At 68.2% G+C, this 20,502-nt stretch carries 14 protein-coding genes and 3 pseudogenes; 9 read left to right on the top strand and 8 right to left on the bottom strand.

What is annotated here, in order from left to right; translation table 11 throughout:
* Nucleotides 1–964 precede the first annotated feature (964 nt).
* Both OG609_RS35880 and OG609_RS35885 read left to right on the top strand, forming a co-directional pair.
* A pseudogene (locus OG609_RS35880) lies at nt 965–1,939 on the top strand (hypothetical protein); the annotation flags it as partial.
* A 359-nt stretch (nt 1,940–2,298) separates the two neighbouring features.
* Nucleotides 2,299–3,460 (top strand): annotated as a pseudogene (locus tag OG609_RS35885) (helix-turn-helix domain-containing protein).
* 10 nt (nt 3,461–3,470) lie between these two features.
* Here the strand turns inward: OG609_RS35885 and OG609_RS35890 are convergent.
* A complete protein-coding gene (locus OG609_RS35890) occupies nt 3,471–4,592 on the bottom strand; it encodes an IS630 family transposase (RefSeq protein WP_327272935.1) in 1,122 nt (373 codons plus the stop codon).
* Between the two features lie 330 nt (nt 4,593–4,922).
* Here OG609_RS35890 and OG609_RS46360 point away from each other — a divergent pair, with 330 nt between their 5' ends.
* Together OG609_RS46360 and OG609_RS35895 are read left to right on the top strand one after the other, a co-directional pair.
* Nucleotides 4,923–5,168 carry a DUF7848 domain-containing protein gene (locus OG609_RS46360; protein WP_442818024.1) on the top strand — a complete coding sequence of 82 codons (246 nt, stop codon included), beginning with the start codon at nt 4,923–4,925 and terminating at the stop codon, nt 5,166–5,168.
* A gap of 687 nt (nt 5,169–5,855) precedes the next feature.
* Nucleotides 5,856–6,176, top strand: a complete 321-nt coding sequence (locus OG609_RS35895) for a hypothetical protein (protein WP_327276640.1) — start codon at nt 5,856–5,858, stop codon at nt 6,174–6,176.
* A gap of 164 nt (nt 6,177–6,340) precedes the next feature.
* On the opposite strand, the pseudogene OG609_RS35900 reads toward OG609_RS35895, so the two are convergent.
* Nucleotides 6,341–6,637 (bottom strand): annotated as a pseudogene (locus tag OG609_RS35900) (acyl-CoA thioesterase); the annotation flags it as partial.
* A gap of 49 nt (nt 6,638–6,686) precedes the next feature.
* Nucleotides 6,687–9,200 (bottom strand): DEAD/DEAH box helicase, encoded by a 2,514-nt coding sequence (locus OG609_RS35905; protein WP_327276641.1) that lies wholly within the window; start codon nt 9,198–9,200, stop codon nt 6,687–6,689.
* 138 nt (nt 9,201–9,338) lie between these two features.
* Between OG609_RS35905 and OG609_RS35910 the strand changes: the two genes are divergently transcribed.
* The gene (locus OG609_RS35910) at nt 9,339–10,130 is read left to right on the top strand and encodes a metal-dependent hydrolase (protein WP_327276642.1); all 792 of its coding nucleotides are present in this window, start codon (nt 9,339–9,341) and stop codon (nt 10,128–10,130) included.
* Between the two features lie 68 nt (nt 10,131–10,198).
* Here OG609_RS35910 and OG609_RS35915 read toward each other — a convergent pair whose 3' ends face one another.
* Entirely contained in the window at nt 10,199–11,257 is a 1,059-nt protein-coding gene (locus tag OG609_RS35915) for a LacI family DNA-binding transcriptional regulator (protein ID WP_327276643.1), read from the bottom strand.
* A gap of 116 nt (nt 11,258–11,373) precedes the next feature.
* Here OG609_RS35915 and OG609_RS35920 point away from each other — a divergent pair, with 116 nt between their 5' ends.
* From OG609_RS35920 to OG609_RS35935, 4 genes are read left to right on the top strand one after another with little or no spacing between them, the layout of a single operon-like run.
* The gene (locus OG609_RS35920) at nt 11,374–12,669 is read left to right on the top strand and encodes an ABC transporter substrate-binding protein (protein ID WP_327276644.1); all 1,296 of its coding nucleotides are present in this window, start codon (nt 11,374–11,376) and stop codon (nt 12,667–12,669) included.
* On the top strand, nt 12,666–13,577 hold the full coding sequence (locus OG609_RS35925) for a carbohydrate ABC transporter permease (RefSeq protein ID WP_327276645.1): 912 nt from the start codon (nt 12,666–12,668) through the stop codon (nt 13,575–13,577). Before OG609_RS35920 ends, OG609_RS35925 begins: the two co-directional genes overlap by 4 nt.
* Nucleotides 13,578–13,581: 4 nt before the next feature.
* On the top strand, nt 13,582–14,448 hold the full coding sequence (locus OG609_RS35930; protein ID WP_327276646.1) for a carbohydrate ABC transporter permease: 867 nt from the start codon (nt 13,582–13,584) through the stop codon (nt 14,446–14,448).
* A gap of 59 nt (nt 14,449–14,507) precedes the next feature.
* Nucleotides 14,508–15,392: a nucleoside hydrolase gene (locus OG609_RS35935; RefSeq protein ID WP_327276647.1), complete on the top strand. Its 885-nt coding sequence runs from the start codon at nt 14,508–14,510 to the stop codon at nt 15,390–15,392.
* A 104-nt stretch (nt 15,393–15,496) separates the two neighbouring features.
* On the opposite strand, the gene OG609_RS35940 is transcribed toward OG609_RS35935, so the two are convergent.
* The 4 genes from OG609_RS35940 to OG609_RS35955 all read right to left on the bottom strand — a co-directional run bounded on the left by OG609_RS35940 (nt 15,497) and on the right by OG609_RS35955 (nt 20,373).
* On the bottom strand, nt 15,497–16,147 hold the full coding sequence (locus OG609_RS35940) for a serine/threonine-protein kinase (protein ID WP_327276648.1): 651 nt from the start codon (nt 16,145–16,147) through the stop codon (nt 15,497–15,499).
* Nucleotides 16,060–16,590, bottom strand: a complete 531-nt coding sequence (locus OG609_RS35945) for a serine/threonine-protein kinase (protein ID WP_327276649.1) — start codon at nt 16,588–16,590, stop codon at nt 16,060–16,062. Before OG609_RS35945 ends, OG609_RS35940 begins: the two co-directional genes overlap by 88 nt.
* 76 nt (nt 16,591–16,666) lie before the next feature.
* Nucleotides 16,667–18,448: an ABC transporter ATP-binding protein gene (locus tag OG609_RS35950; protein ID WP_327276650.1), complete on the bottom strand. Its 1,782-nt coding sequence runs from the start codon at nt 18,446–18,448 to the stop codon at nt 16,667–16,669.
* Nucleotides 18,445–20,373, bottom strand: coding sequence for an ABC transporter ATP-binding protein (locus OG609_RS35955; protein ID WP_327276651.1), 1,929 nt, complete (start codon nt 20,371–20,373; stop codon nt 18,445–18,447). The genes OG609_RS35950 and OG609_RS35955 overlap by 4 nt, the downstream gene beginning before the upstream one ends.
* Nucleotides 20,374–20,502 lie beyond the last annotated feature (129 nt).

A 20,502-nucleotide genomic window follows, 5' to 3' on the forward strand; every position in this document is an offset into this window, starting at 1 on the left:
CCTGTGTAGCCAGTTGAGTTGGAGTCTGGCCAGAAAGCCAAACCAATACTCCAGCTGTAGATCGTGATCTTGCTGGTGGGGTCCTGTGCGGGAACGGGCGCGGCTGCCGTTGATTATCGTGGGTGTGTGGACTGACGACGAGACGGTGGCCACTCCACAGCGTAGATCCCGCACGCTGGAGCGGGAGGCATTTGAGGTGGCCATGGGGCGCATCGCGGGCCGGTTCGCCCGCTATGAACCTCGCCTATAAGGCGATCAAGCCGGTATTCGGCTGGATTGGCGACAAGGCGAAGTGGCTCTGGGATAAGACAATCAAGCCGCCGTTCCAAGATCAAGCAAGGTGTAAGCCTCGTCGCAGAAGCTTTCAAGCTGGCAAAGGACAGTATCAAGAAGCAGTGGGATCAGCTTCAGAGTATTGCCAAACGCCCGGTGAAGTTTTATCGAGCACGTCTACAACGACGGAATCGTCCCACTGTGGAACAAGGTTGCATCCATCACCGGAGCTGACAAGCTCAAGAAGCTGGGCCCCAAGGGATTCCATACCGGCGGCATCATGTCCGGCTACTCTCCTGGTCGTGATGATCGCGTTATCGCCGTTGGCGGTGGTGAAGCCGTCATGCGGCCGGAGTAGACGCGCGCAGTCGGCGCGGACCGCATCAACGCATGGAATGCTGCTGCCCGTTCAGGCGGTGTTGGCGGTGTTCAGCGTGCCATCGCCGATGGAATGCCAGCGTTCAAGGACGGCGGCATCGTCGGCTGGATGTAGGACAAGGCGAGCGACGCAGGGAAGCTCCTTTCCGGCGCGTTCGACTACCTCAACCCTGGCAAGATTTTCCAGTCGGCCAAGGGCGTCATCACCAACACCATGTCGCCGATCCTGATGAACCCGTGGGCGAAGTCGGTGGCGAAGATGCCCATACAGATGCTCACGGATATGAAGGACGCGGTAACTAGCTTCTTCAGCTCCGGTGGCGGAGGCGGAAACGCTGCCGCTGGACTCAGTTGGGCCAAGACGCAGGCGGGCAAGCCCTATCAGTGGGGCGGCAACGGCAGCCCCTCGTGGGACTGCAGCGGCTTCATGAGCGCCATCGAGTCCGTCATCCGCGGTGAGAAGCCCCACAGACGTTGGGTAGCCGGTGCGTTCAGCGGTATCCGTGCCCCCGCGGGCTGGGTCCGCAACCTCAATGCGCCCTTCCAAATCGGCGTCACCAACGCAGGCGTCGGCCACACGGCCGGCACGCTCGCGGGCGTCAACGTGGAGAGCAGGGGCGGGGACGGCGTACTCGTCGGGTCCCGTGCACGTGGCGCTCATAGGGCGCTCTTCACCGACGTCTACGGCTTCAAGCCGTCGATAGGTGGCGGGAGCGGCGGTACCACGGGCGCAGCTCAGACCGCAGCCCGGCAGATGCTGGGTGAGTTCGGCTGGGGCGACTCCCAGTGGAGCCCGCTGAAGAAGCTGTGGCAGGGCGAGAGCGGCTGGCGCTGGAACGCGAAAAACCCCAGCTCCGGCGCATACGGCATCCCGCAGGCGCTTCCCGCGTCAAAGATGGCATCTGCCGGCTCCGACTGGCTGACGAACCCCGCCACCCAGATCAAGTGGGGCATGAAGTACATCAAGGGCCGCCCCGACTACGGAAGCCCAGCAGCCGCCTACTCGAAGTGGCCGTCCCGCTCGCCTCATTGGTACGACAACGGCGGCTACCTCCCGGAGGGGCTGTCCCTCGTCGCCAACGGGACCGGGAAGTCCGAACCGGTCCTCACCTCCGGCCAATGGGACGACATCCGGGCCGCGAAGAGCGGCGGCTCCCAGCCCCCGAACATCGTCGTGGGGAACCACGTATGGGTTGGGAATCGAGAGATCACAGACATCGTCGACCACCGCATTGAGGTACGCGACGCCGACACCGGCCGCGCGCTCACCGCTGGTCGCATCGTCTGACGCACACCTGACGCAGACAGGCCCGCTCCACCGCCACGGAGGAACGGGCCGACGCATTACCCCAACTGCCGTCGGAGAGCGCCGACACGGCGCATCCAGGGCCTCCTATGACTTCGAGAGGGCACACCATGAAGAACAACGAGAATGTTACCTGCGGCCACTGCAACGCCCCTGTACCGCAGAAGGAAGGGCCGGGCCGGGCACGTCGGTTCTGCACGCAGGCACACGGGCGCCTGTACCGACGTCGCATGCGCGCGTTGGGCTTCGACGTCTGAGTTCCTGGCCCGTTTGACTGTCGGCGGCGTACCGTCTGAGCTGTGAGTGAGCATCTCGGAGACAAGCTGTCCCGGCTCCGCCGGCTGTCGGACCTGACACAGGAAGAGCTGGCGGAGAAGTCGGGCGTGTCCGTCGACGTCATCCGCAAGCTGGAGCAGAAGCGCAAGGGGTCCGCACGCCTGCCGACACTGCATGCGCTGGCCGGCGGGCTCGGCGTTGAGCTGACGACGCTGCTGGGTGACCCTCCCGGCGTCCCGTCAACGGGAGAGTCCGACCCGCCACAGTTGGTGGCCGTTCGTCGAGCCGTTCACCCGCTCATGTTTGCCCCTCCGCAGGAGTCTGACGGGGCGGAGGTCCTCACGCCTTCACTGCTGCGGGCCGAGATCGCTGATGCGTGGTCCATGTATCACTCGGCAGAGTTCCCACAGCTTCTGAACCTGCTGCCTGGAATCCTTGCTGATGCCCGTCTCACGGCGTCGCAGGGGTCTGACGGGGGGCAAGCGGCACTCGGCAAGGCGTTCCAGCTGGCCGGGCACCTGAGCATCCGTCTGGGCAAGCTCGATCTTGCCCTTGCCGCCCTGGAGCGTGCCATAGCTGCCGCGGAAGCCTCCGAGGATCCTCTCCTTGTCCCGATGATCTGCAACTCCCTGGCGTGGGCTTACCAGAGGTCCAACCGGCTGGACGACGCGAAGAGCATTGCCCTGTACGCGGCCGATGGCCTGGAGCGGGACGGGCTCACTGCCGACGCGTCGGGCCTGCGCGTGTGGGGTGGCCTGACGATGAGTGCTGCTACCTCGTACGCCCGGCTGGACGAGTATGACGATGCGGACAGGATGATGCGCGCCGCGGAGAAGGCCGCTGGCCGTCTGGCGAAGATGCTGCCCACGGAGGGGGACGGGCGTCTCTTGTCCGTCTTCAGCAAGTCGTCTGTCCGCATCGAGCGTGTACGCCTGGCCGTGCAGCACGACCGACCGGAGGAGGCGCTACGTCTGGCCAAGGGTATGAGGCTGAGCAAGGACACACCGCCCTCTTGGCGAACCTGGCTGCTCCTGGACGTCGCTCGCGCACACCGACGTCGGCAATGCGGACGGCGCTGTAAAGGCCCTTGAGAGCCTTCGGCGAGTTGCCCCGACATGGATGCGCCATCACACGCTTGCCGTGGCCATCGTCCGCGATCTCCTCGTGCTCCCACATCACCCGCCGGGGCTGCGGAAGTTGGCGGACTTCCTCGGGATCGCGAAATAGCGTCGCGAAACTAGTGTCCTGCGCCGGAGATCCGTCGGCAGAAGCGGGCGAGGGAGTCGAGGATCTCCTCGGCCGTCTTGGTCCAGATGAACGGTGTTGGGTTTTCGTTCCACTCCTTTACCCACGCACGGATGTCGGCTTCCAGGGAACGCACGCTTTTGTGGGAGCCGCGGCGGATCTTCTGGTCGGCGAGGAAGCCGAACCACCTCTCCACCTGGTTGATCCAGGACGAACTGGTAGGGGTGAAGTGCAGGTGGAATCGGGGGTGTTTGGCCAGCCATGCCTTGATGGCGGGCGTCTTGTGGGTGCCGTAGTTATCGCAGATCAGGTGGACCTGGAGGTGCCCGGGAACCTCCTTTTCGATCTTGATGAGGAACTTCTTGAACTCCGCTGCCCGGTGCCGACGGTGCAGCGAGGTGATGACTTCGCCGGTCGCGACGTCGAAGGCCGCGAAGAGGGTGGTCAGACCGTTGCGGACGTAGTCGTGGGTGCGACGCTCGGGCATGCCCGGCATCATCGGCAGCACCGGCTGAGACCGGTCCAGCGCCTGGATCTGCGACTTCTCGTCCACCGACAGCACCACCGCCCCTTCGGGCGGATTGAAGTACAGCCCGACCACGTCGTAGACCTTCTCCACGAACAAGGGGTCCGCCGACAGTTTGAAGGTGTCCGTCAGATGAGGCTTGAGATGGAACTTGCGCCAGATTCGGCCCACGGTCGACTTCGACAGCCCGCTGCGGTCGGCCATCGACTTGCGCGACCAGTGCGTGGCGTTCTTCGGCATCTCCTCCAACGTGCTGACCACGACGGCCTCCACCTGGTCGACGCTGATGGTGGGCGGTCGACCCGGCCGGGGCTCGTCCATCAACCCGTCCAGCCGGGCGGCCAGGAACCGCCGACGCCACTTGCGGACCGTATCCGCCGCTACCCGAAGATCCCGCGCCACCACAACAATCGGCGGAACGTCAGGGCCTGCACACGCCAGCACGATCCGCGCCCGTAACGCCACCGCCTGCGCAGACGTCGCCCGCCGGGCCCAACGCTCCAGCACCGCACGCTCGTCAACGGACAACAACAACGGTTCCAGCTTCGGACCACGACGCGGTGCGGGCACACCCGCAGAAACACTCATACAGGAACTAACGATGGATCTCCGGTGCAGGACACTAGGACGTGACGTCCCTGTCTCAAGCCTCCGCACGGCGAAATGCTCTGGTCATCGAGCCCACGGCGAAGGTGCGGGGATGACAGTAAGAGGCGCACAGTCAGGACCGGTGTTCCTGAGCGACGACGTCTTACCGAACGAGCCCAAAGCGGCTCCCGGTTGTGCCGTCTGCCGCGCGCTGGCATCGCAGTGGCGTCAGGCGACGAACAAAGGCAGTCCGGCCTACGACATGTCGCACGCTGCTGATCTGGCGATCGAGATCCGGCGTCACCCGCACGCGACGCGAAAGGCAGCCCGGTGAGTCCCTTCTCCGTCATCCGGTTCGTCCCGCACACCATCCGGTCACACCCGGACATCCCGACGGTGTACTCCGCCGCGTGCCGGTCCTGCGGGTGGTCGGTGGCAGCCAGGCCCGATCAGGAAGCCGTCGACACGGCGTGCATGGCCCATGCCGGCGACAGCAACCATCGGCAGTTCCAGCGGTTTTCTGCTGGCCGCGCGTTCGTCGTCAGGGAAGGTGAAGACGATGTGTCCTCCACATGACTACCAGCCTGCTGGTAACGGGTTGCAGTGCATTGATCGCGGTCAGCGAATGGACTTCATGAACCACCCCACAGGCTCCGTACCGGCCCCTTCTGTGCCCCCGCACCCCGCCGGGGGCTAGGTATGGTCCGCGCCTACCGACGGGCGCGGCGGAGGAGCAGGGCCGTCCCACCCGGCGGCTCTGCTTCTCCACATAAGCCCGCGTGTTGAGGGCGTCACCCCTGGCCCGCGGTAGGCGGCAGGGGCCGGAAATCCTGACCGCGTGGTGGTCCATGCGGTAGCCCACTGCTGCACCTGAACGTTCAAGCGTTCACCGCTGAGAGACAGCGGGCGGACATGATGCACGTCCACCCCGGACGCAGGACGAGCGATCGGGGCCGGTCCGCGGTTCCATGTGTTTCCGCTGATCGGAGCGTCAATCGTCACTTGATAGTTGGTTCATCTTGCGCACGCGACTTCCGACGCCGGTGATGGGTGGAGCCCTACGGAGAGTCATCCATCCCCCGCTGCCGTGGGCCGGGCTGGCGGCTACGCCGGCTCCGGGCAGTCAGGTACTGAGCGAAGGGGGCGGGGTTTACGGGGGTGCGGGGAATCACGCCCGAACTACCGACAGTGATGGTGGGGATGCGAAACGTCATGGGAAGATCTACGCAGGTCGGCAGCGTGCCGGACCAGTGAGGAGGCGACATGCCCGAGTACACGCCCAACGCCAAGGGCCCGGCCAAGGTTCAGCTCAAGCCCGAGACGACCGAGCCCGTGCTCATCCCGGCCGACCAGGTCAAGCCCGAAGACATCGGGAAACTGTCCATCGAGTACCGGGACGGTCAGCCCGTGGTCGTTGTCAGCGGTGGGCGGGTAATTCCGGCGGCGCTCCCCATCCTCAACCAGACCGGACAGAGGTTCGCCAAGTACGAAGCCAACCCCAACTCCGCACCGGATCGACCCTCCTTCGTACCGGACTTCCTCGCCATCGACAGGTATGAAGCAGACGACTTTACTCAGCGCTGATAGTTGCCCCCGTGGGAACGCGCCGATCCTTGAGGTACAGCGTTCCCACGCGGGACGAGCGACCGAGGCGGGTCCTTCCGGGTGATGTCGACAGCCGGTCCCTGCACGTCCATGTGAGCCCCGCTCTTCCCGATCTCCGGGGAGGGCGGGGCTTTGTCGTGCCAGCGGCCCTGCTGGACGGCCGTGACCCGGCGGGTGGTGAACGACCGGCCGTCCCGGACGCGCTCGACGTCGTAGACGATCGGCACCCCCGGACGCCCCGGACGCAGGAAGTAGGCGTGCAGGGAATGGACAGGCCGGTCCCCGTCGGTGGTACGGCCGGCCGCCACCAGCGCCTGCCCGGCGACCTGGCCGCCGAAGACCCGCTGAAGAGACTCCTCGGGGCTGCGCCCGCGGAAGATGTTGACCTCGATCCGCTCCAGGTCGAGGAGGTCGACCAGGCGCTCGGCGGGGTTCGTCATGCGGTTCGTCTCCACTCTCGCAGGGGCGCCGGACGCATGGTCGGCGCGGTCACAGCTGGCCGACGGAGGTGACCCTGACGACCGCCCGGCCCTCTTCGTCGGAAGCCGCCAGGTCGATCTCCGCGCTGATGCCCCAGTCGTGGTCGCCGTTCGGGTCGGCGAAGGTCTGCCGGACCCGCCACAGGCCGTGCGCGGCGTCCTCGTCGATCTTCAGCAGCTTCGGCCCGCGGGCGTCCGGACCGGTGCCCAGATCCTCGTACTCGTCCCAGTAGGCGTCCATCGCCTCGCCCCACGCGTCCTCGTCCCAGCCCGCGTCTGTGTCCAGCTCGCCGAGCGCGGCGACCTTGTCCAGCGCGGCCAGCTCCACCCGGCGGAACATCGCGTTGCGCACCAGCACGCGGAAGGCGCGGGCGTTGGCCGTGACCGGCTTCACCTCGTCGGCCCGCTCCTGCGCCTCCTCGGCGGTCTCCACCTCCGGGTTGGCGAGCTGCTCCCACTCGTCGAGGAGGCTGGAGTCCACCTGACGGACCATCTCGCCGAGCCAGGCGATCAGGTCCTGAAGGTCCTCGGACTTGATGTCGTCCGGGATGGTGTGCTCAAGAGCCTTGTACGCGCTCGCGAGATAGCGCAGCACGATGCCCTCGGTGCGGGCCAGCTCGTAGTTGGAGGTGAACTCCGTGAACGTCATGGCGCGTTCGTACGTGTCACGGATCACGGACTTCGGCGACACCGGGTGGTCGCCCACCCACGGGTGGCTCCTGCGGTACACGTCGTAGGCATGCCACAACAGCTCGCTCAGCGGCTTCGGGTACGTGACGTCCTGGAGCAGCTCCATGCGCTCCTCGTACTCGACTCCGTCCGCCTTCATCTGCCCGACCGCTTCGCCGCGCGCCTTGTTCTGCTGGGCGGCGAGGATCTGCCGCGGGTCGTCGAGCGTCGACTCGACGACGGAGACCATGTCCAGCGCGTACGAGGGGGAGTCCGGGTCAAGCAGGTCGAACGCGGCCAACGCGAAGGTGGACAGCGGCTGGTTGAGCGCGAAGTCCTGCTGGAGATCGACGGTGAGCCGGACGATCCGGCCCTCCGCGTCCGGCTTGTCGAGCTGCTCCACGACACCGCCGTCCAGCAGCGAGCGGTAGATCGCGATGGCCCGGCGGATGTGACGCAGCTGCGCCCTGCGCGGCTCGTGGTTGTCCTCCAGCAGATGCCGCATCGCATCGAAGGCATTGCCGGGGCGCGCGATCACGGACAGGAGCATCGTGTGCGTGACCCGGAAACGGGAGGTCAGTGGCTCCGGATCGGACTGGATCAGCTTGTCGAAGGTGGTCTCCGACCAGGCGACGAAGCCCTCGGGGGCCTTCTTGCGGACCACCTTGCGCTTCTTCTTCGGGTCGTCGCCCGCCTTCTTGACGGCCTTCTCGTTCTCGATGACGTGCTCGGGCGCCTGCGCCACGACGAAGCCCGCCGTATCGAATCCGGCCCGGCCCGCGCGGCCCGCGATCTGGTGGAACTCACGTGCGCGCAGCGTACGGACGCGGGTGCCGTCGTACTTGGTGAGCGCCGTGAACAGCACTGTGCGGATGGGCACGTTGACGCCGACGCCGAGGGTGTCGGTACCGCAGATCACCTTCAGCAGACCGGCCTGGGCGAGCTTCTCCACCAGGCGCCGGTACTTCGGCAGCATGCCGGCGTGGTGCACGCCGATGCCGTGGCGCACATAGCGGGAGAGGTTCTGGCCGAACTTGGTGGTGAAGCGGAAGTTGCCGATGAGATCGGCGATCTTCTCCTTCTCCTCCTTGGTGCACATATTGATGCTCATCAGTGACTGCGCCCGCTCGACGGCCGCGGCCTGGGTGAAGTGCACGATGTAGACCGGCGACTGCCTGGTCTCCAGGAGTTCGGTGAGGGTCTCGGTGATCGGGGTCAGCCGGTACTCGTAACTGAGCGGCACCGGCCGGGTCGCGGAGCGCACCACGGAAGTGGGGCGGTCGGTGCGGCGGGTCAGGTCCTCCTCGAACATCCTGACGTCACCGAGCGTGGCCGACATCAGGACGAACTGGGCCTGCGGCAGCTCCAGGAGCGGGATCTGCCAGGCCCAGCCGCGGTCCGGTTCGGCGTAGAAGTGGAACTCGTCCATCACGACCTGGCCGATGTCGGCGTACTTCCCGTCGCGCAGCGCGATGGAGGCCAGTACCTCGGCCGTGCAGCAGATCACCGGGGCGTCGGCGTTGACGGAGGCGTCGCCGGTGAGCATGCCGACGTTCTCCGTACCGAAGAGCTTGCACAGGTCGAAGAACTTCTCCGAGACCAGCGCCTTGATCGGTGCGGTGTAGAAGGTGACCTTGTCCTGGGCCAGGGCGGTGAAGTGTGCAGCCGCCGCGACCAGGCTCTTTCCGGAGCCGGTCGGGGTCGAAAGGATCACATTCGCGCCGGAGACCACCTCGATCAGCGCCTCCTCCTGAGCGGGGTAGAGGGTGATGCCCTGCGTCTTCGTCCATGACGAGAAAGCCTCGAAGAGGGCGTCGGGGTCGTCGGTCGGGGGCAGCTGATCGATAAGGGTCACGCCCCCATCTTGCCTGCCTTCCGCCCGGATGAGGGAACCGGACGACCGTATGAAGATCACGGACGATACGCTGCCCACTCAACTCGGCCGTGCCTGGGCGGCAATGGCAGCAGGACAATTTTGGGGGCGGGCAGAACAATGATGGGACCGGCACACTCACTGTCAGGGGCGGCGGCCTGGCTGGGGGTGGGCGCGGCGGCGGCCGCCGCCGGCCACGCGATGCCGTGGCCCGTCCTCGCCGTCGGTGCGCTGATCACCGCCGGAGCCGCGCTCGCCCCGGACCTCGACCACAAGTCCGCGACGATCTCGCGCGCTTTCGGGCCGGTCTCCCGGGGACTCTGCGAGATCGTCGACAAGCTCTCGCATGCCGTCTACAAGGCGACCAAGATGCGCGGCGACTCGCACCGCAACGGCGGCCACCGGACCCTGACGCACACCTGGCTGTGGGCGGTCCTGATCGGTGCCGGGGCCTCTGCCGCGGCGATCACCGGCGGCCGGTGGGCGGTCCTGGCGATCCTCTTCGTCCACCTGGTGCTCGCCGTCGAGGGACTGCTGTGGCGGGCCGCCCGGATGTCCAGCGACGTCCTGGTGTGGCTGCTCGGCGCGACCAGCGCCTGGATACTGGCCGGCGTCCTGGACAAGCCGGGGAACGGTTCGGACTGGCTGTTCAGCGCCCCCGGCCAGGAGTATCTGTGGCTCGGGCTGCCGATCGTGCTCGGTGCCCTCGTCCATGACATCGGTGACGCGCTGACCGTCTCCGGCTGCCCGATACTGTGGCCCATCCCGCTGGGCCGCAAGCGCTGGTACCCGATCGGGCCGCCGAAGGGCATGCGGTTCCGGGCCGGCAGCTGGGTGGAGCTGAAGGTGCTGATGCCGGTCTTCATGGTGCTCGGGGGAGTGGGCGGGGCGGCCGCGCTGAACTTCATCTGACCGCCGGGGTCCGATGGCTGTAGTCCGACCGTTGGGTTCCGGCTGCCCGGATTCAGGCGTCGGAGCGCTCAGGCCGACTCGCGGGGTACCAGGCGGTGGGCCAGGACGATCTCCCTGGCCGTTCCCGGACCGTCCCCGTCGAGCCGGTCGACCAGCAGCTGCGCGGCCGAACGGCCGATCTCCCGGGCCGGGTTGAGGACCGTGGTGAGCGCGGGGGAGACCAGCGAGGCCGCCTCGATGTCGTCGTACCCGGTGATCGCCACGTCGTGCGGCACCCGTAGCCCGGCGGCCCGTGCCGTGTCCAGCGCGCCGATCGCGATCAGGTCGTTGGCGCACACCACGGCGTCGGGCCGCTGCGAGGCGTTCAGCACGGTGGTGGCCCCGGCCCGCCCGCCCTCGCGGGTGAAGCCGGTCCAGGCGACCAGCTCACCGGGCACCGGCAGCCCGGCCGCCTCCAGGGCCTTGCGGTAGCCCGCGAAGCGTTCCTCGCCCGGCTCCACCCCCGGCGCACCGCCGATGAAGGCGATACGCCGGTAGCCGCGGCCCACCAGATGGCTGACCAGGTCGTACATCCCCTCGGTCTCGGCGGCCCTGACCACATCGCCGAGCGCCGGCTCCAGCCGTCCGCCGAGCCGTACCAGTTTCGATCCCGAGGCCACGATCCGGTCCAGATCGCGCCGGGTGGCGCCGTACCGGCCGATCACGATGCCGTCGATACGGCGCGCAACCAACTGCCGGATCACCGCGGGCAGGTGCGGGCCGTCCATCGGGGCCTCGCAGACCACCGTCAGATACTCGTGGGCCAGGGCGATCTCCTGCATGCCCGCGGCGATCGAGGTGTTGAACGGGTTGGTGATGTCCGGGACGACCAGGCCCAGGGTGCGGGTGCGCTGGGTGCGCAGACCGCGCGCCGAGGGGTCGGCCTGGTAGCCGAGTCGCTGTATGACGTCCTCGACCCGGGCGCGTGTGGTGGCCGAGACCGGGCGGCGGCCGCTCAGCACATGGGAGACCGTGGTGACGCTGACGCCCGCTTCGGACGCCACATCCACGATCTTGATCCGGCTCCCGCCCTGCACCATCGACCTCCCATTGTCGTCCAGGATTGTTGTCCTGGTGTTCGAAGTCACTCTACCCATTGTGCAAAACGTTTTGTATGGTGCTCGCTATCGCGCCTGACAGAGGCCGAGTCAGGTTATGCAAAACGATTTGGAGAACCAATGTCCATCGCAGGCCGGAGAGCCGTATGACGAGCTCTCCCAGCCGCAGAACCGTGCTCGGCGCCGCACTCGGCGTGGCGTCCGCGGCGGCCCTGGCCGGCTGCTCGGGCGGCCGCCCGGCGGACGGCAGAACAGCAGTACGGTTCCTCGGCCCGGAGACCCCCGAGACGTTCCGGGCGGTCATCCGAGGCTTCGAGCGCGCCAACCCCGACCTGCGGATCGACTACACCCCCGTGCCGCCCGACCAACTCGGCGACGTCCTCCAGCTGCGGCTCTCCGCGAAGGACAGCGCGATCGACGTGTACACCGTCGACCAGCCCCGGGTGCCGGCGCTCACCGCCCGTGGCTTCCTCACCGACCTCGACCCGGTCGCGGACCGCACCAGGGCCGCCGTCACCCCCGAGCAGTACGGCGTCAGCTCCTGGCAGGGCAGGCTCCGCTCCCTGCCGATCTGGACCTCCACCCAGTACCTCTTCTACAACGCGGACCTGCTCACCAAGGCCGGCGCACCGCTCCCCGGGGGGGCCCCGGCGGACCGCTGGAGCTGGGAGCAGACCAAGAGCGTCGGCCGCCGGACGATGGACAGGGCAGGCGCCGACTACGCCCTGCTGCTGGAACAGACCGACCTCTACTACGGGCTCCAGCCGCTCATCGAGTCCCTGCACGGCGGCTCCGGCATCACCGGCAAGGACATGCTCACCCCCGCCGTCACCACCCAGGGCTGGATCGACGCCCTCGACTGGTACCGCGCGCTCTTCGCCGACGGCTCGTCGCCGCGCGGTGTCCCCTCGTACCAGCTCTCCTCGCTCTTCACCTCGGGCCGGGTGCCGTTCTTCGTCGGCGGCCCGTGGAACCTCGGTGCCTTCGCGGGGCTGAAGGACTTCGCCTGGGGCACCGCGCCGCAGCCGAAGTTCGCCCACGGCCGCGCCGTCACCCCCACCGACTCCTGGTCCTGGGGCGTGAACCCGTACGCCGAACACCCCGACGCGGCACTGCGGTTCATGGAGTACGCCGCCCTGACCACCGACGGCAGCCTCGCGACCGTCGAGGCATCCCCGCTCATCCCGTCGAACCGCAAGGCCTTCGACCGCTATGCGGCGGACCTGGAGCACAAGGCCACGAAGAGCACCGCCGACGTGGCCACGATCATGCGGTACGAACTCGCGCACACCGCCGTCAGCCGGCCGCGCAGCATCGGCTACACCCAGTTCGAGACCGTCATGGGCTCCGCCTTCTCCGACATCCGCAACGGCCTCGCAGTGGAACCCCGGCTGGCGAAAGCCTCCGGAGAACTGGTGCGCACCTGGGAGCGACTGCGATGACCACCACAGCAACCCGCTCCCCGAAGCGCCGGCCGCGCCGCCGCTCCACCTCGCAGGGCAGGACCGCCCTGTACTTCCTGGCGCCCGCGCTGCTCGCCCTCGTGGTCCTGCGACTGCTGCCCGCCGCGATGGCACTCGTCAGCAGTCTGCGCCACCACAGCCTGGTCGACGGCGTCACCACCTTCGTCGGCTTCGACAACTATGCGGACCTCTTCGGCGACAGCCAGTTCTGGCAGAGCGTCCGCGTGACAATGCTGTTCAGCCTGGTCATCAACCCGCTCCAGGTGCTGATCGCCCTCGGCCTCGCCGTCCTGCTCAACCGCCGTTTCGCCGGCGTCCGCTTCTGGCGGTCGCTGGTCTTCGCTCCCATCGCCGTGCCGCCGGCCGTCTCCGCGGTCATCTGGGGCATCCTCTACCGCCCCGAAGGGCCGCTCAACGCGATCCTCGGCACGATGGGCATTCCGCCGCAGCCCTTCCTCACCAGCGCGCAACAGGCACTCTTCGCGCTCATCGTGCTGATGTCCTGGGTCGGCGTCGGCTACTGGATGATGTTCCTCATCGCCGGGCTGCAGGACATCCCTCAGGAGTGCTACGACGCGGCCGCCGTCGACGGCGCCTCCGCCTGGCAGCGGTTCGTCCATGTCACACTGCCGCTGCTGCGCCGCCCGCTCGCCTTCGTACTGGTCGCCGACACCGTCTCCAACTTCCTGGTGTTCGCCCCCGTGCAACTGCTGACCCGCGGCGGTCCCGACGGCTCGACCAATCTCATGATGTACGACGTGTTCCGCCGCGCATACAGCGTCGGCGACATCAACTTCGCCCAGGCCGAAGTGGTGGTGCTCGTCGCGATCACCCTCGCGGTCGTCGCCGTCCAGTTCCGGATGATGCAGGGCAAGGGCGAGGAGTGAATCGATGAAGACAACGACCGCCCCCCAGCAGCCGACGGGACGCCGCCCCTCCGCTCTGAGGCACATGCCGCTTGCCACCGCCGTCGTCATCGGCGTGCTCTTCGCCCTCCCGCTCCTGTGGGTGCTCACCGGATCGCTCCGCCCCGGCGACAAGGTCCTGGCCGGACTCGACCGGCTCTCCTGGAGCAGCCTGATCCCGACCGACGCCACGCTGCACAACTATGTGACGCTCTTCCAGGGCGACTTCGGCCGCGCCGTGCTCAACTCCATCGGCGTGGCAGCCGCCACCGTCCTGCTCGGGCTGCTGCTCTCCGCGATGGCCGCGTTCGCACTCTCGGTGTTCCGATTCCGTGGCCGCGGCCTCGTTTTCGCCGTGATCCTGCTCAGTTTCATGATCCCGTTCGACGCCATAGCGATCCCGCTCTCGGACATCTTCCGCGACTGGGGGCTGCAGAACACCTACACCGGACTGATCCTGCCCGGCATCGGCAACGGCCTGGCGATCTTCCTGTTGCGCCAGTTCTTCCTGGCCATCCCGCGCGAACTCGTAGAGGCTGCCCGGATGGACGGGCTCGGCTGGTGGGGCATCTTCCGGAAGGTCTACGTACCTCTGTCGTGGCCCGCCCTGATCGGCGCCGGACTCACCCTGTTCACCTTCCAGTGGCAGTCCTACATGTGGCCGCTGCTCGTCGGCACCGAACCTGACAAACAACTCGGCCCGATCGCCCTCGGCACCCTTCAGGGCCAGATGGTCGTCGACTACGGCCAGGTGTTCGCCGCCGCCGTCGTCCTGACCGTCATCCCGCTCGCCGTCCTGCTGCGCCTGCAGCGGTATTTCACACAGTCGATCGCGGGCAGCGGTCTGAAGTGACGGCCGCTGAACCGACCGCCGGAACACCAAAACCCATCCCCACCGACCCGAGGAACACCGTGACCCACCCCCTCGCCGACATCCTTCTCGACACCGACATCGGCAGCGATGTCGACGACGCGCTCGCCCTGGGTGTGCTGCTCGGCTCACCCGAGGCCCGGATCACCGGCATCACCACCGTCTACGGCGACACCCTGCTCCGGGCCCGCCTCGCGCACCGGCTCGGCGCCCTCGCCGGACACGACCTCACCGTCGTCCCCGGAGCCACCGAGACCCTCTCCGGCAAGGAGGTCTGGTGGGCCGGACACGAGGGCAGGGCCTTCACCGACCTGGAGACCGAGCCGGTACGCGACACCGTCGCCGCCGACCGCTTCCTCGTCGACTCCGTCCTCGCCCGGCCCGGCGCGACCGATGTCATCGCCATCGCCCCGCTCGCCAACATCGCCCGCGCGATCAGGCTCGACGACCGCTTCGCCGCGGGCGTACGCACCCTGTACATGATGGGCGGCAGCTTCGGGCCCGGAGCCAAGGCGGAGCACAACATCGTCAGCGACATCACGGCCGCCCGCGCGGTCTTCGGCTCCGGCATCCGCACCGTCGTGACCGGCCTGGACATCACCACGCGGCTGCGCATCGAACAGCCCGGCATCGAAGCGATCCGCGAGGCCGGCGCGTACGGCGCGGCGCTCGCCCGCGAGATCGACGCCTGGACCGGCTTCACCGGCGAACCGTGGAGTGTCCCGCACGACCCGATCACCGCACTTTCCCTGCTGCGCCCCGACCTCTACACCACCGAACGCGGCACGGTCGAGGTCACCGACGAAGGGCTGACCGTCTTCACGGCCGATCCGGACGGCAATGTGGACCTGGTCGTGGACGCCGACGTGGAGGCCGTCGCGGAAGAGATCGTGGCCCGGATCGTCCGGGCCTCGAAGCGCGGCTGAAGAGCCGTCATTCGATCGCCGCGGAGACAGTCCGTGTGCAATTGCAGATGCCCACGCAGGGGCCTCTGACCTCAGGCCTCCTCGGTTGCGGTGGAAGGTGCGCCTCACATGGCCTGACGGATGGCGCTCCGAAGGTCGCAGGCGGTGGTCGGAGTGATCCGGGGCTGGTCGACGAGGCCGGCGTCGATCAGCTCGGCGAGCCGCCGGGGGAGGGAGGGCAGTCGGTCACGTACCGGCACCGGCGGCTCGCGCAGGACGACGGCGACCGGGTCGGCGCCGGGCGGGAAGTCACGTGGGGCCGAGCCGGTGAGCATCCAGTACAGGCAGGCTGTCACGGCCCACAGATCTGCCTCCGGGCGAGCGTACTTGAAGTCGATCACCTGGCCGCGCGGCATGAAGGCCAGGCTTCCGCCCATGGCGCCGGTCAGGGTCTGCCCGGACAGCCCGGCGCTGTCGAACGCCTTGGCCAGGCCGAAGTCAGCGATCTTGAGTGTCATCCGCTCGTGGTCACCGGTGAGCAGCAGATTCTGCGGTTTGATGTCGCGATGCACCAGCCCGCGACGCACGGTGACGGTCCCGTCGGGGAGCCGTACGGGTACCTCCGCGGCGTGCGCGTAGTCAAGGCCGCGCAGCGTCTGCAGGGTGATCGCCAGCGCCTGTTCGACGCTCAGTCTGCCGCCGGCCCGGACGACCCGGTCGGCGACACTGCCCCAACGGCAGAACTCGCAGGTGAAGTAGAACGTGCTGCCGTGCACGCGGCCACCGTGGAAGGCGACCAACTGCGGTGCCGCAGCGCCCGCGTGCAGGCGAACTCGCGCAGGAACCCCTCGCGGGCCGCCCGGCTGACGGATCCATGGGCCAACAGCGTCTTCAAGGCGAGGAGTTCACCGGTCTCCTCTCGGCGGGCGAGGTGGACGACGCCCTGCCCGCCACGGCCGAGCTCCTGGAGCAGCTGGTAGCCGCGGATCTCGGTGAGGTCGGTTTCGCCCGCCTCCGCGGCGGCCAGCAGCGTGTGCGGGGCGTCGGCGGGTTCCGGGCGGGCATCGGGCACGGTCGCGGGCTTCGCGTCGGTGACAGTGACCAGCAGGAGCGCATTTCCGAGGCGGATCTCGTCTCCATCGGTCAGCTCCCAGGCGGCCGAGCTCCCCTGCAGCGGCCTCCCGTTGACGTACGTGCCGTTGCGAAAGCCCCGCCCCAAAATTGCCCAGCTGTCGTCCTTTCACGCGCACTGTCCATCGAGACGCGGAACCTGCACAGGGGGCGTGCAGGCTTTCTCAGCCGTGCCAGGACCGCCACAGCGCCGCATAGGCGCCGTCCGCCGCCACCAGCTCGTCATGACTGCCCAGCTCGCTGATCCGGCCGCTTTCCACCACCGCGATCACATCCGCGTCATGCGCCGTGTGCAGCCGGTGGGCGATCGCCACGACCGTGCGACCGTCCAGCACCCGGGCCAGTGAACGCTCCAGGTGCCGCGCGGCCCGCGGGTCCAGCAACGACGTCGCCTCGTCCAGCACCAGCGTGTGCGGATCGGCCAGGACCAGCCGGGCCAGCGCGATCTGCTGGGCCTGAGCCGGCGTCAGCGCCAGGCCGCCGGAACCGACCTCGGAGTCCAGCCCCTCTTCCAGGGCCCTCACCCAGCCGTCCGCGTCGACCGCCGCGAGCGACGCCCACAACTCGGTGTCTCCGGCGTCGGTACGGGCCAGCAGGAGGTTGTCCCGCAGCGAACCGACGAACACATGGTGCTCCTGGTTGACCAGCGCCACATGCGTACGTACGCGTTCCGCCTTCATCCGTGACAACTCCGCTCCACCGAGCGTGACTTCACCCGTACGCGGGGCGTAGATCCCGGCCAGCAGCCGACCCAGCGTGGACTTGCCGGCACCGGACGGGCCGACCAGCGCGAGGCGCGTACCCGGTGCGACGTCCAATGACACCTTGTGCAGGACGTCGAGCCCGGCGCGGTAGCCGAAGTGCACCTCGTCCGCCCGGACATCACGGCCGTCCGGGACGACCTCCGCATCGCCCGCGTCCGGCTCGATGTCCCGTACGCCGACCAGCCGGGCCAGCGACACCTGCGCGACCTGCAACTCGTCGTACCAGCGCAGGATCAGGCCGATCGGGTCGACCATCATCTGCGCCAGCAGCGCACCCGTCGTCAGCTGCCCCACGGTCAGCCAGCCCTCGATGACGAACCAGCCGCCGAGCATCAGTACCGCGCCGAGAATCGTCACGTAGGTGACATTGATGACGGGGAAGAGCACGGAACGCAGGAAGAGCGTGTACCGCTCCCACGCCGTCCACTCCTTGATCCGCCGGTCCGACAGCGCCACCCGACGCGCACCCAGACGGTGGGCCTCCACGGTCCGTCCGGCATCCACGGTCTCCGCGAGCATCGCCGCGACCGCCGCATATCCGGCGGCCTCCGAACGGTACGCGGACGGCGCCCGCCTGAAGTACCAGCGGCAGCCGAGGATCAGGACGGGCAGGGCGACCAGAACCGAGAGCGCCAGCGGCGGAGCCGTCACGGCGAGTGCGGTCAGGAGCAGCCCCGCCCACACCACACCGATCGCCAGCTGCGGCACGGCCTCGCGCATCGCATTGGCCAACCGGTCGATGTCCGTGGTGATCCTGGAGAGCAGATCACCGGTCCCGGCCCGCTCCAGCACGCCCGGTGGCAGCCCGACCGACCGTACGAGGAAGTCCTCGCGCAGATCGGCCAGCATCTCCTCACCGAGCATCGCGCTGCGCAGGCGCATCATCCGGGTGAACACGGTCTGCACGATCAGCGCGAGCGCGAACACCCCGGCGGTGCGCTCCAGATGCAGGTCGGTGACGCCGCCGGAGAGGTCCTCGACCAGCCCGCCCAGCAGATACGGGCCGACGATCGAGGCGATCACCGCGATGGCGTTGAACGAGATGAGCACGGTGAACGGCCTGCGGTGGCGCCGCAGCAGCTCCCGTACATAGCTCCGTACGGTGGTGGGAGTGCCGACCGGCAGGGTCGTCGCCGACTCCGGTGCGGCCGGGTCGTACGTCGGTTCTGCGACGCCGGTCATGCCCGTTCCTCGATTTCCTCGATCGTCCTGATCCTCTTGATCGCGTCCTGAGAGGTCAGGACCGCGACTTCGTCGTTCGTCTCGCGCGTCACGACTGCCCGGTAGCGGGGGTCCGTGTGCAGGAGTTCACGGTGTGCGCCGACCGCGACGACTGTGCCCCGGTGCACCAGCACCACCCGGTCCGCGAGGTCGAGCAGCAGCGGTGACGAGGCGAACGCCACGGTCGTGCGGCCCTGGCGCAGTGCCTTGATGCCGGCGGCGACCCGGGCCTCCGTGTGCGAGTCGACGGCGGAGGTCGGCTCGTCGAGAACCAGCGCCTCCGGGTCGGTCACCAACGAGCGGGCCAGTGCGAGCCGCTGGCGCTGGCCGCCCGAGAGCGACCGGCCGCGTTCGGTGATGCGTGTCGTCATCGGGTCGCCGTCCGTGGCGACGGACGCCTGCGCCAATGAGTCCAGCACATCGCCGCACTGGGCGGCGGACAGCGCGTCCTTTGCGGTCACCCGGCCGGACGACGGTACATCGAGCAGCTCGCGCAGCGTGCCGGAGAGCAGTACCGGGTCCTTGTCCTGGACCAGTACGGCGGTCCGCGCCGAGTCCAGCGGGAGTTCGTCCAGAGGTACGCCACCGAGCAGGACGGACGGGGTCTTCTGCTCGGACGTGGCGTCGTCCGTGGAGTCGCGCGCTGCGTTCTCCGTCGGATCCTCCGCCCCGTTCTCCGTTGGATCCTCCGCCCCGTTCCCGTTCCCGTTCCCGGCCTCGTCCGAGTCCGCGTTTGCATGCGCGTGTCCGCCGAGACGCTCCGCCAGCCGGCCCGCCTCGTCCGGATCGCCGCAGACCACCGCGGTGAACAGGCCGGCCGGGGCCATCAGCCCGGTGACCGGGTCGTACAGATCGCCGGTGGGTGTTGCGTCGACGGTCGACGGCCGGTCGGTGCGGTGCAGCGACAGCACCCGGACCGCGCGCTGGGCGGAGGGTCGCGAGAAGGAGTACGCCATCGCGATCTCCTCGAAGTGCCGCAGCGGGAACAGCAGCAGTGACGCCGCGCTGTACACCGTGACCAGCTGACCGACCTCGATCCGGCCGTCGCGGGCCAGCGTTGCCCCGTACACGACCAGCGAGATGAGCAGCACGCCCGGCAGCAGCACCTGGATCGCCGAGATCAGCGACCACATCCGCGCGCTGCGCACCGCGGCCTTGCGGACCTCCTGCGAGGCGCTCCGGTAGCGGCCCAGGAACAGCTCCTCGCCACCGATCCCGCGCAGTACCCGCAGCCCGGCAACGGTGTCCGAGGCCAGTTCGGTGGCCTTGCCCGCCTTTTCGCGCTGGAGGTCGGCGCGCCGGGTGGCCCGGGGGAGCAGCGGCAGCACGGCCAGTGCCAGCAACGGCATGGCGAGTGCCACCAGGACGCCCAGCGACGGCAGATAGAGGATGAGCCCCACGCAGATCAGTACGAGGGCGGCGGCGGCCGCCGCGAAGCGGGAGAGCGCCTCGACGAACCAGCCGATCTTCTCGACGTCGCCGGTGGACACCGCGACGACCTCGCCCGCGGCGACCCGGCGGGTGAGCGCCGCGCCGAGCTCCGCGGTCTTACGGGCCAGCAGCTGCTGAACGCGAGCGGCGGCAGTGATCCAGTTGGTGACGGCGGTCCGGTGGAGCATGGTGTCGCCCAGCGCGATCAGCACACCCAGGACAGCGATCAGGCCGCCCGCCCATGCGAGCCGGCTGCCGGAACGGTCGACGACCGCCTGCACGGCGAAGCCGACGGCAGGCGGCAGCCCGGCAAGGGAGCACTGGTGCAAAAGGCCCCAGGACATGGACTTGAGCTGGCCGCGCAGCTGATTGCGGCCGAGCCAGAACAGGAAGTGTGGGCCTGACCGGACATCGGGATCGCCTGGATCCGGGTACGGAAGATCGCGAATCTGCATGACGTCCCATGGTTCGGTGTGCGTCGGTTTGTTCGGTGAATGACTCAAACCGTGCAAGGTTCGCCCCGGGACGTCCGTCGGGGCAATTGGTTTTCTCCAGGAACGGCACTTATCGCGCCATGGTCACGA

This window comes from Streptomyces sp. NBC_01224 (genome assembly GCF_036002945.1).
Taxonomy (GTDB): Bacteria; Actinomycetota; Actinomycetes; order Streptomycetales; family Streptomycetaceae; genus Streptomyces.

What these genes read in the sequence shown, in the direction of transcription:
- OG609_RS35910 (WP_327276642.1), top strand. Translation starts at nt 9,339, where the DNA reads ATGATGGGACCGGCACACTCACTGTCAGGGGCGGCGGCCTGGCTGGGG.
- OG609_RS35925 (WP_327276645.1), top strand. Translation starts at nt 12,666, where the DNA reads ATGACCACCACAGCAACCCGCTCCCCGAAGCGCCGGCCGCGCCGCCGC.
- OG609_RS35920 (WP_327276644.1), top strand. Translation starts at nt 11,374, where the DNA reads ATGACGAGCTCTCCCAGCCGCAGAACCGTGCTCGGCGCCGCACTCGGC.
- OG609_RS35950 (WP_327276650.1), bottom strand. Translation starts at nt 18,448, where the DNA reads ATGACCGGCGTCGCAGAACCGACGTACGACCCGGCCGCACCGGAGTCG.
- OG609_RS35895 (WP_327276640.1), top strand. Translation starts at nt 5,856, where the DNA reads ATGCCCGAGTACACGCCCAACGCCAAGGGCCCGGCCAAGGTTCAGCTC.
- OG609_RS35930 (WP_327276646.1), top strand. Translation starts at nt 13,582, where the DNA reads ATGAAGACAACGACCGCCCCCCAGCAGCCGACGGGACGCCGCCCCTCC.
- OG609_RS35890 (WP_327272935.1), bottom strand. Translation starts at nt 4,592, where the DNA reads ATGAGTGTTTCTGCGGGTGTGCCCGCACCGCGTCGTGGTCCGAAGCTG.
- OG609_RS35955 (WP_327276651.1), bottom strand. Translation starts at nt 20,373, where the DNA reads ATGCAGATTCGCGATCTTCCGTACCCGGATCCAGGCGATCCCGATGTC.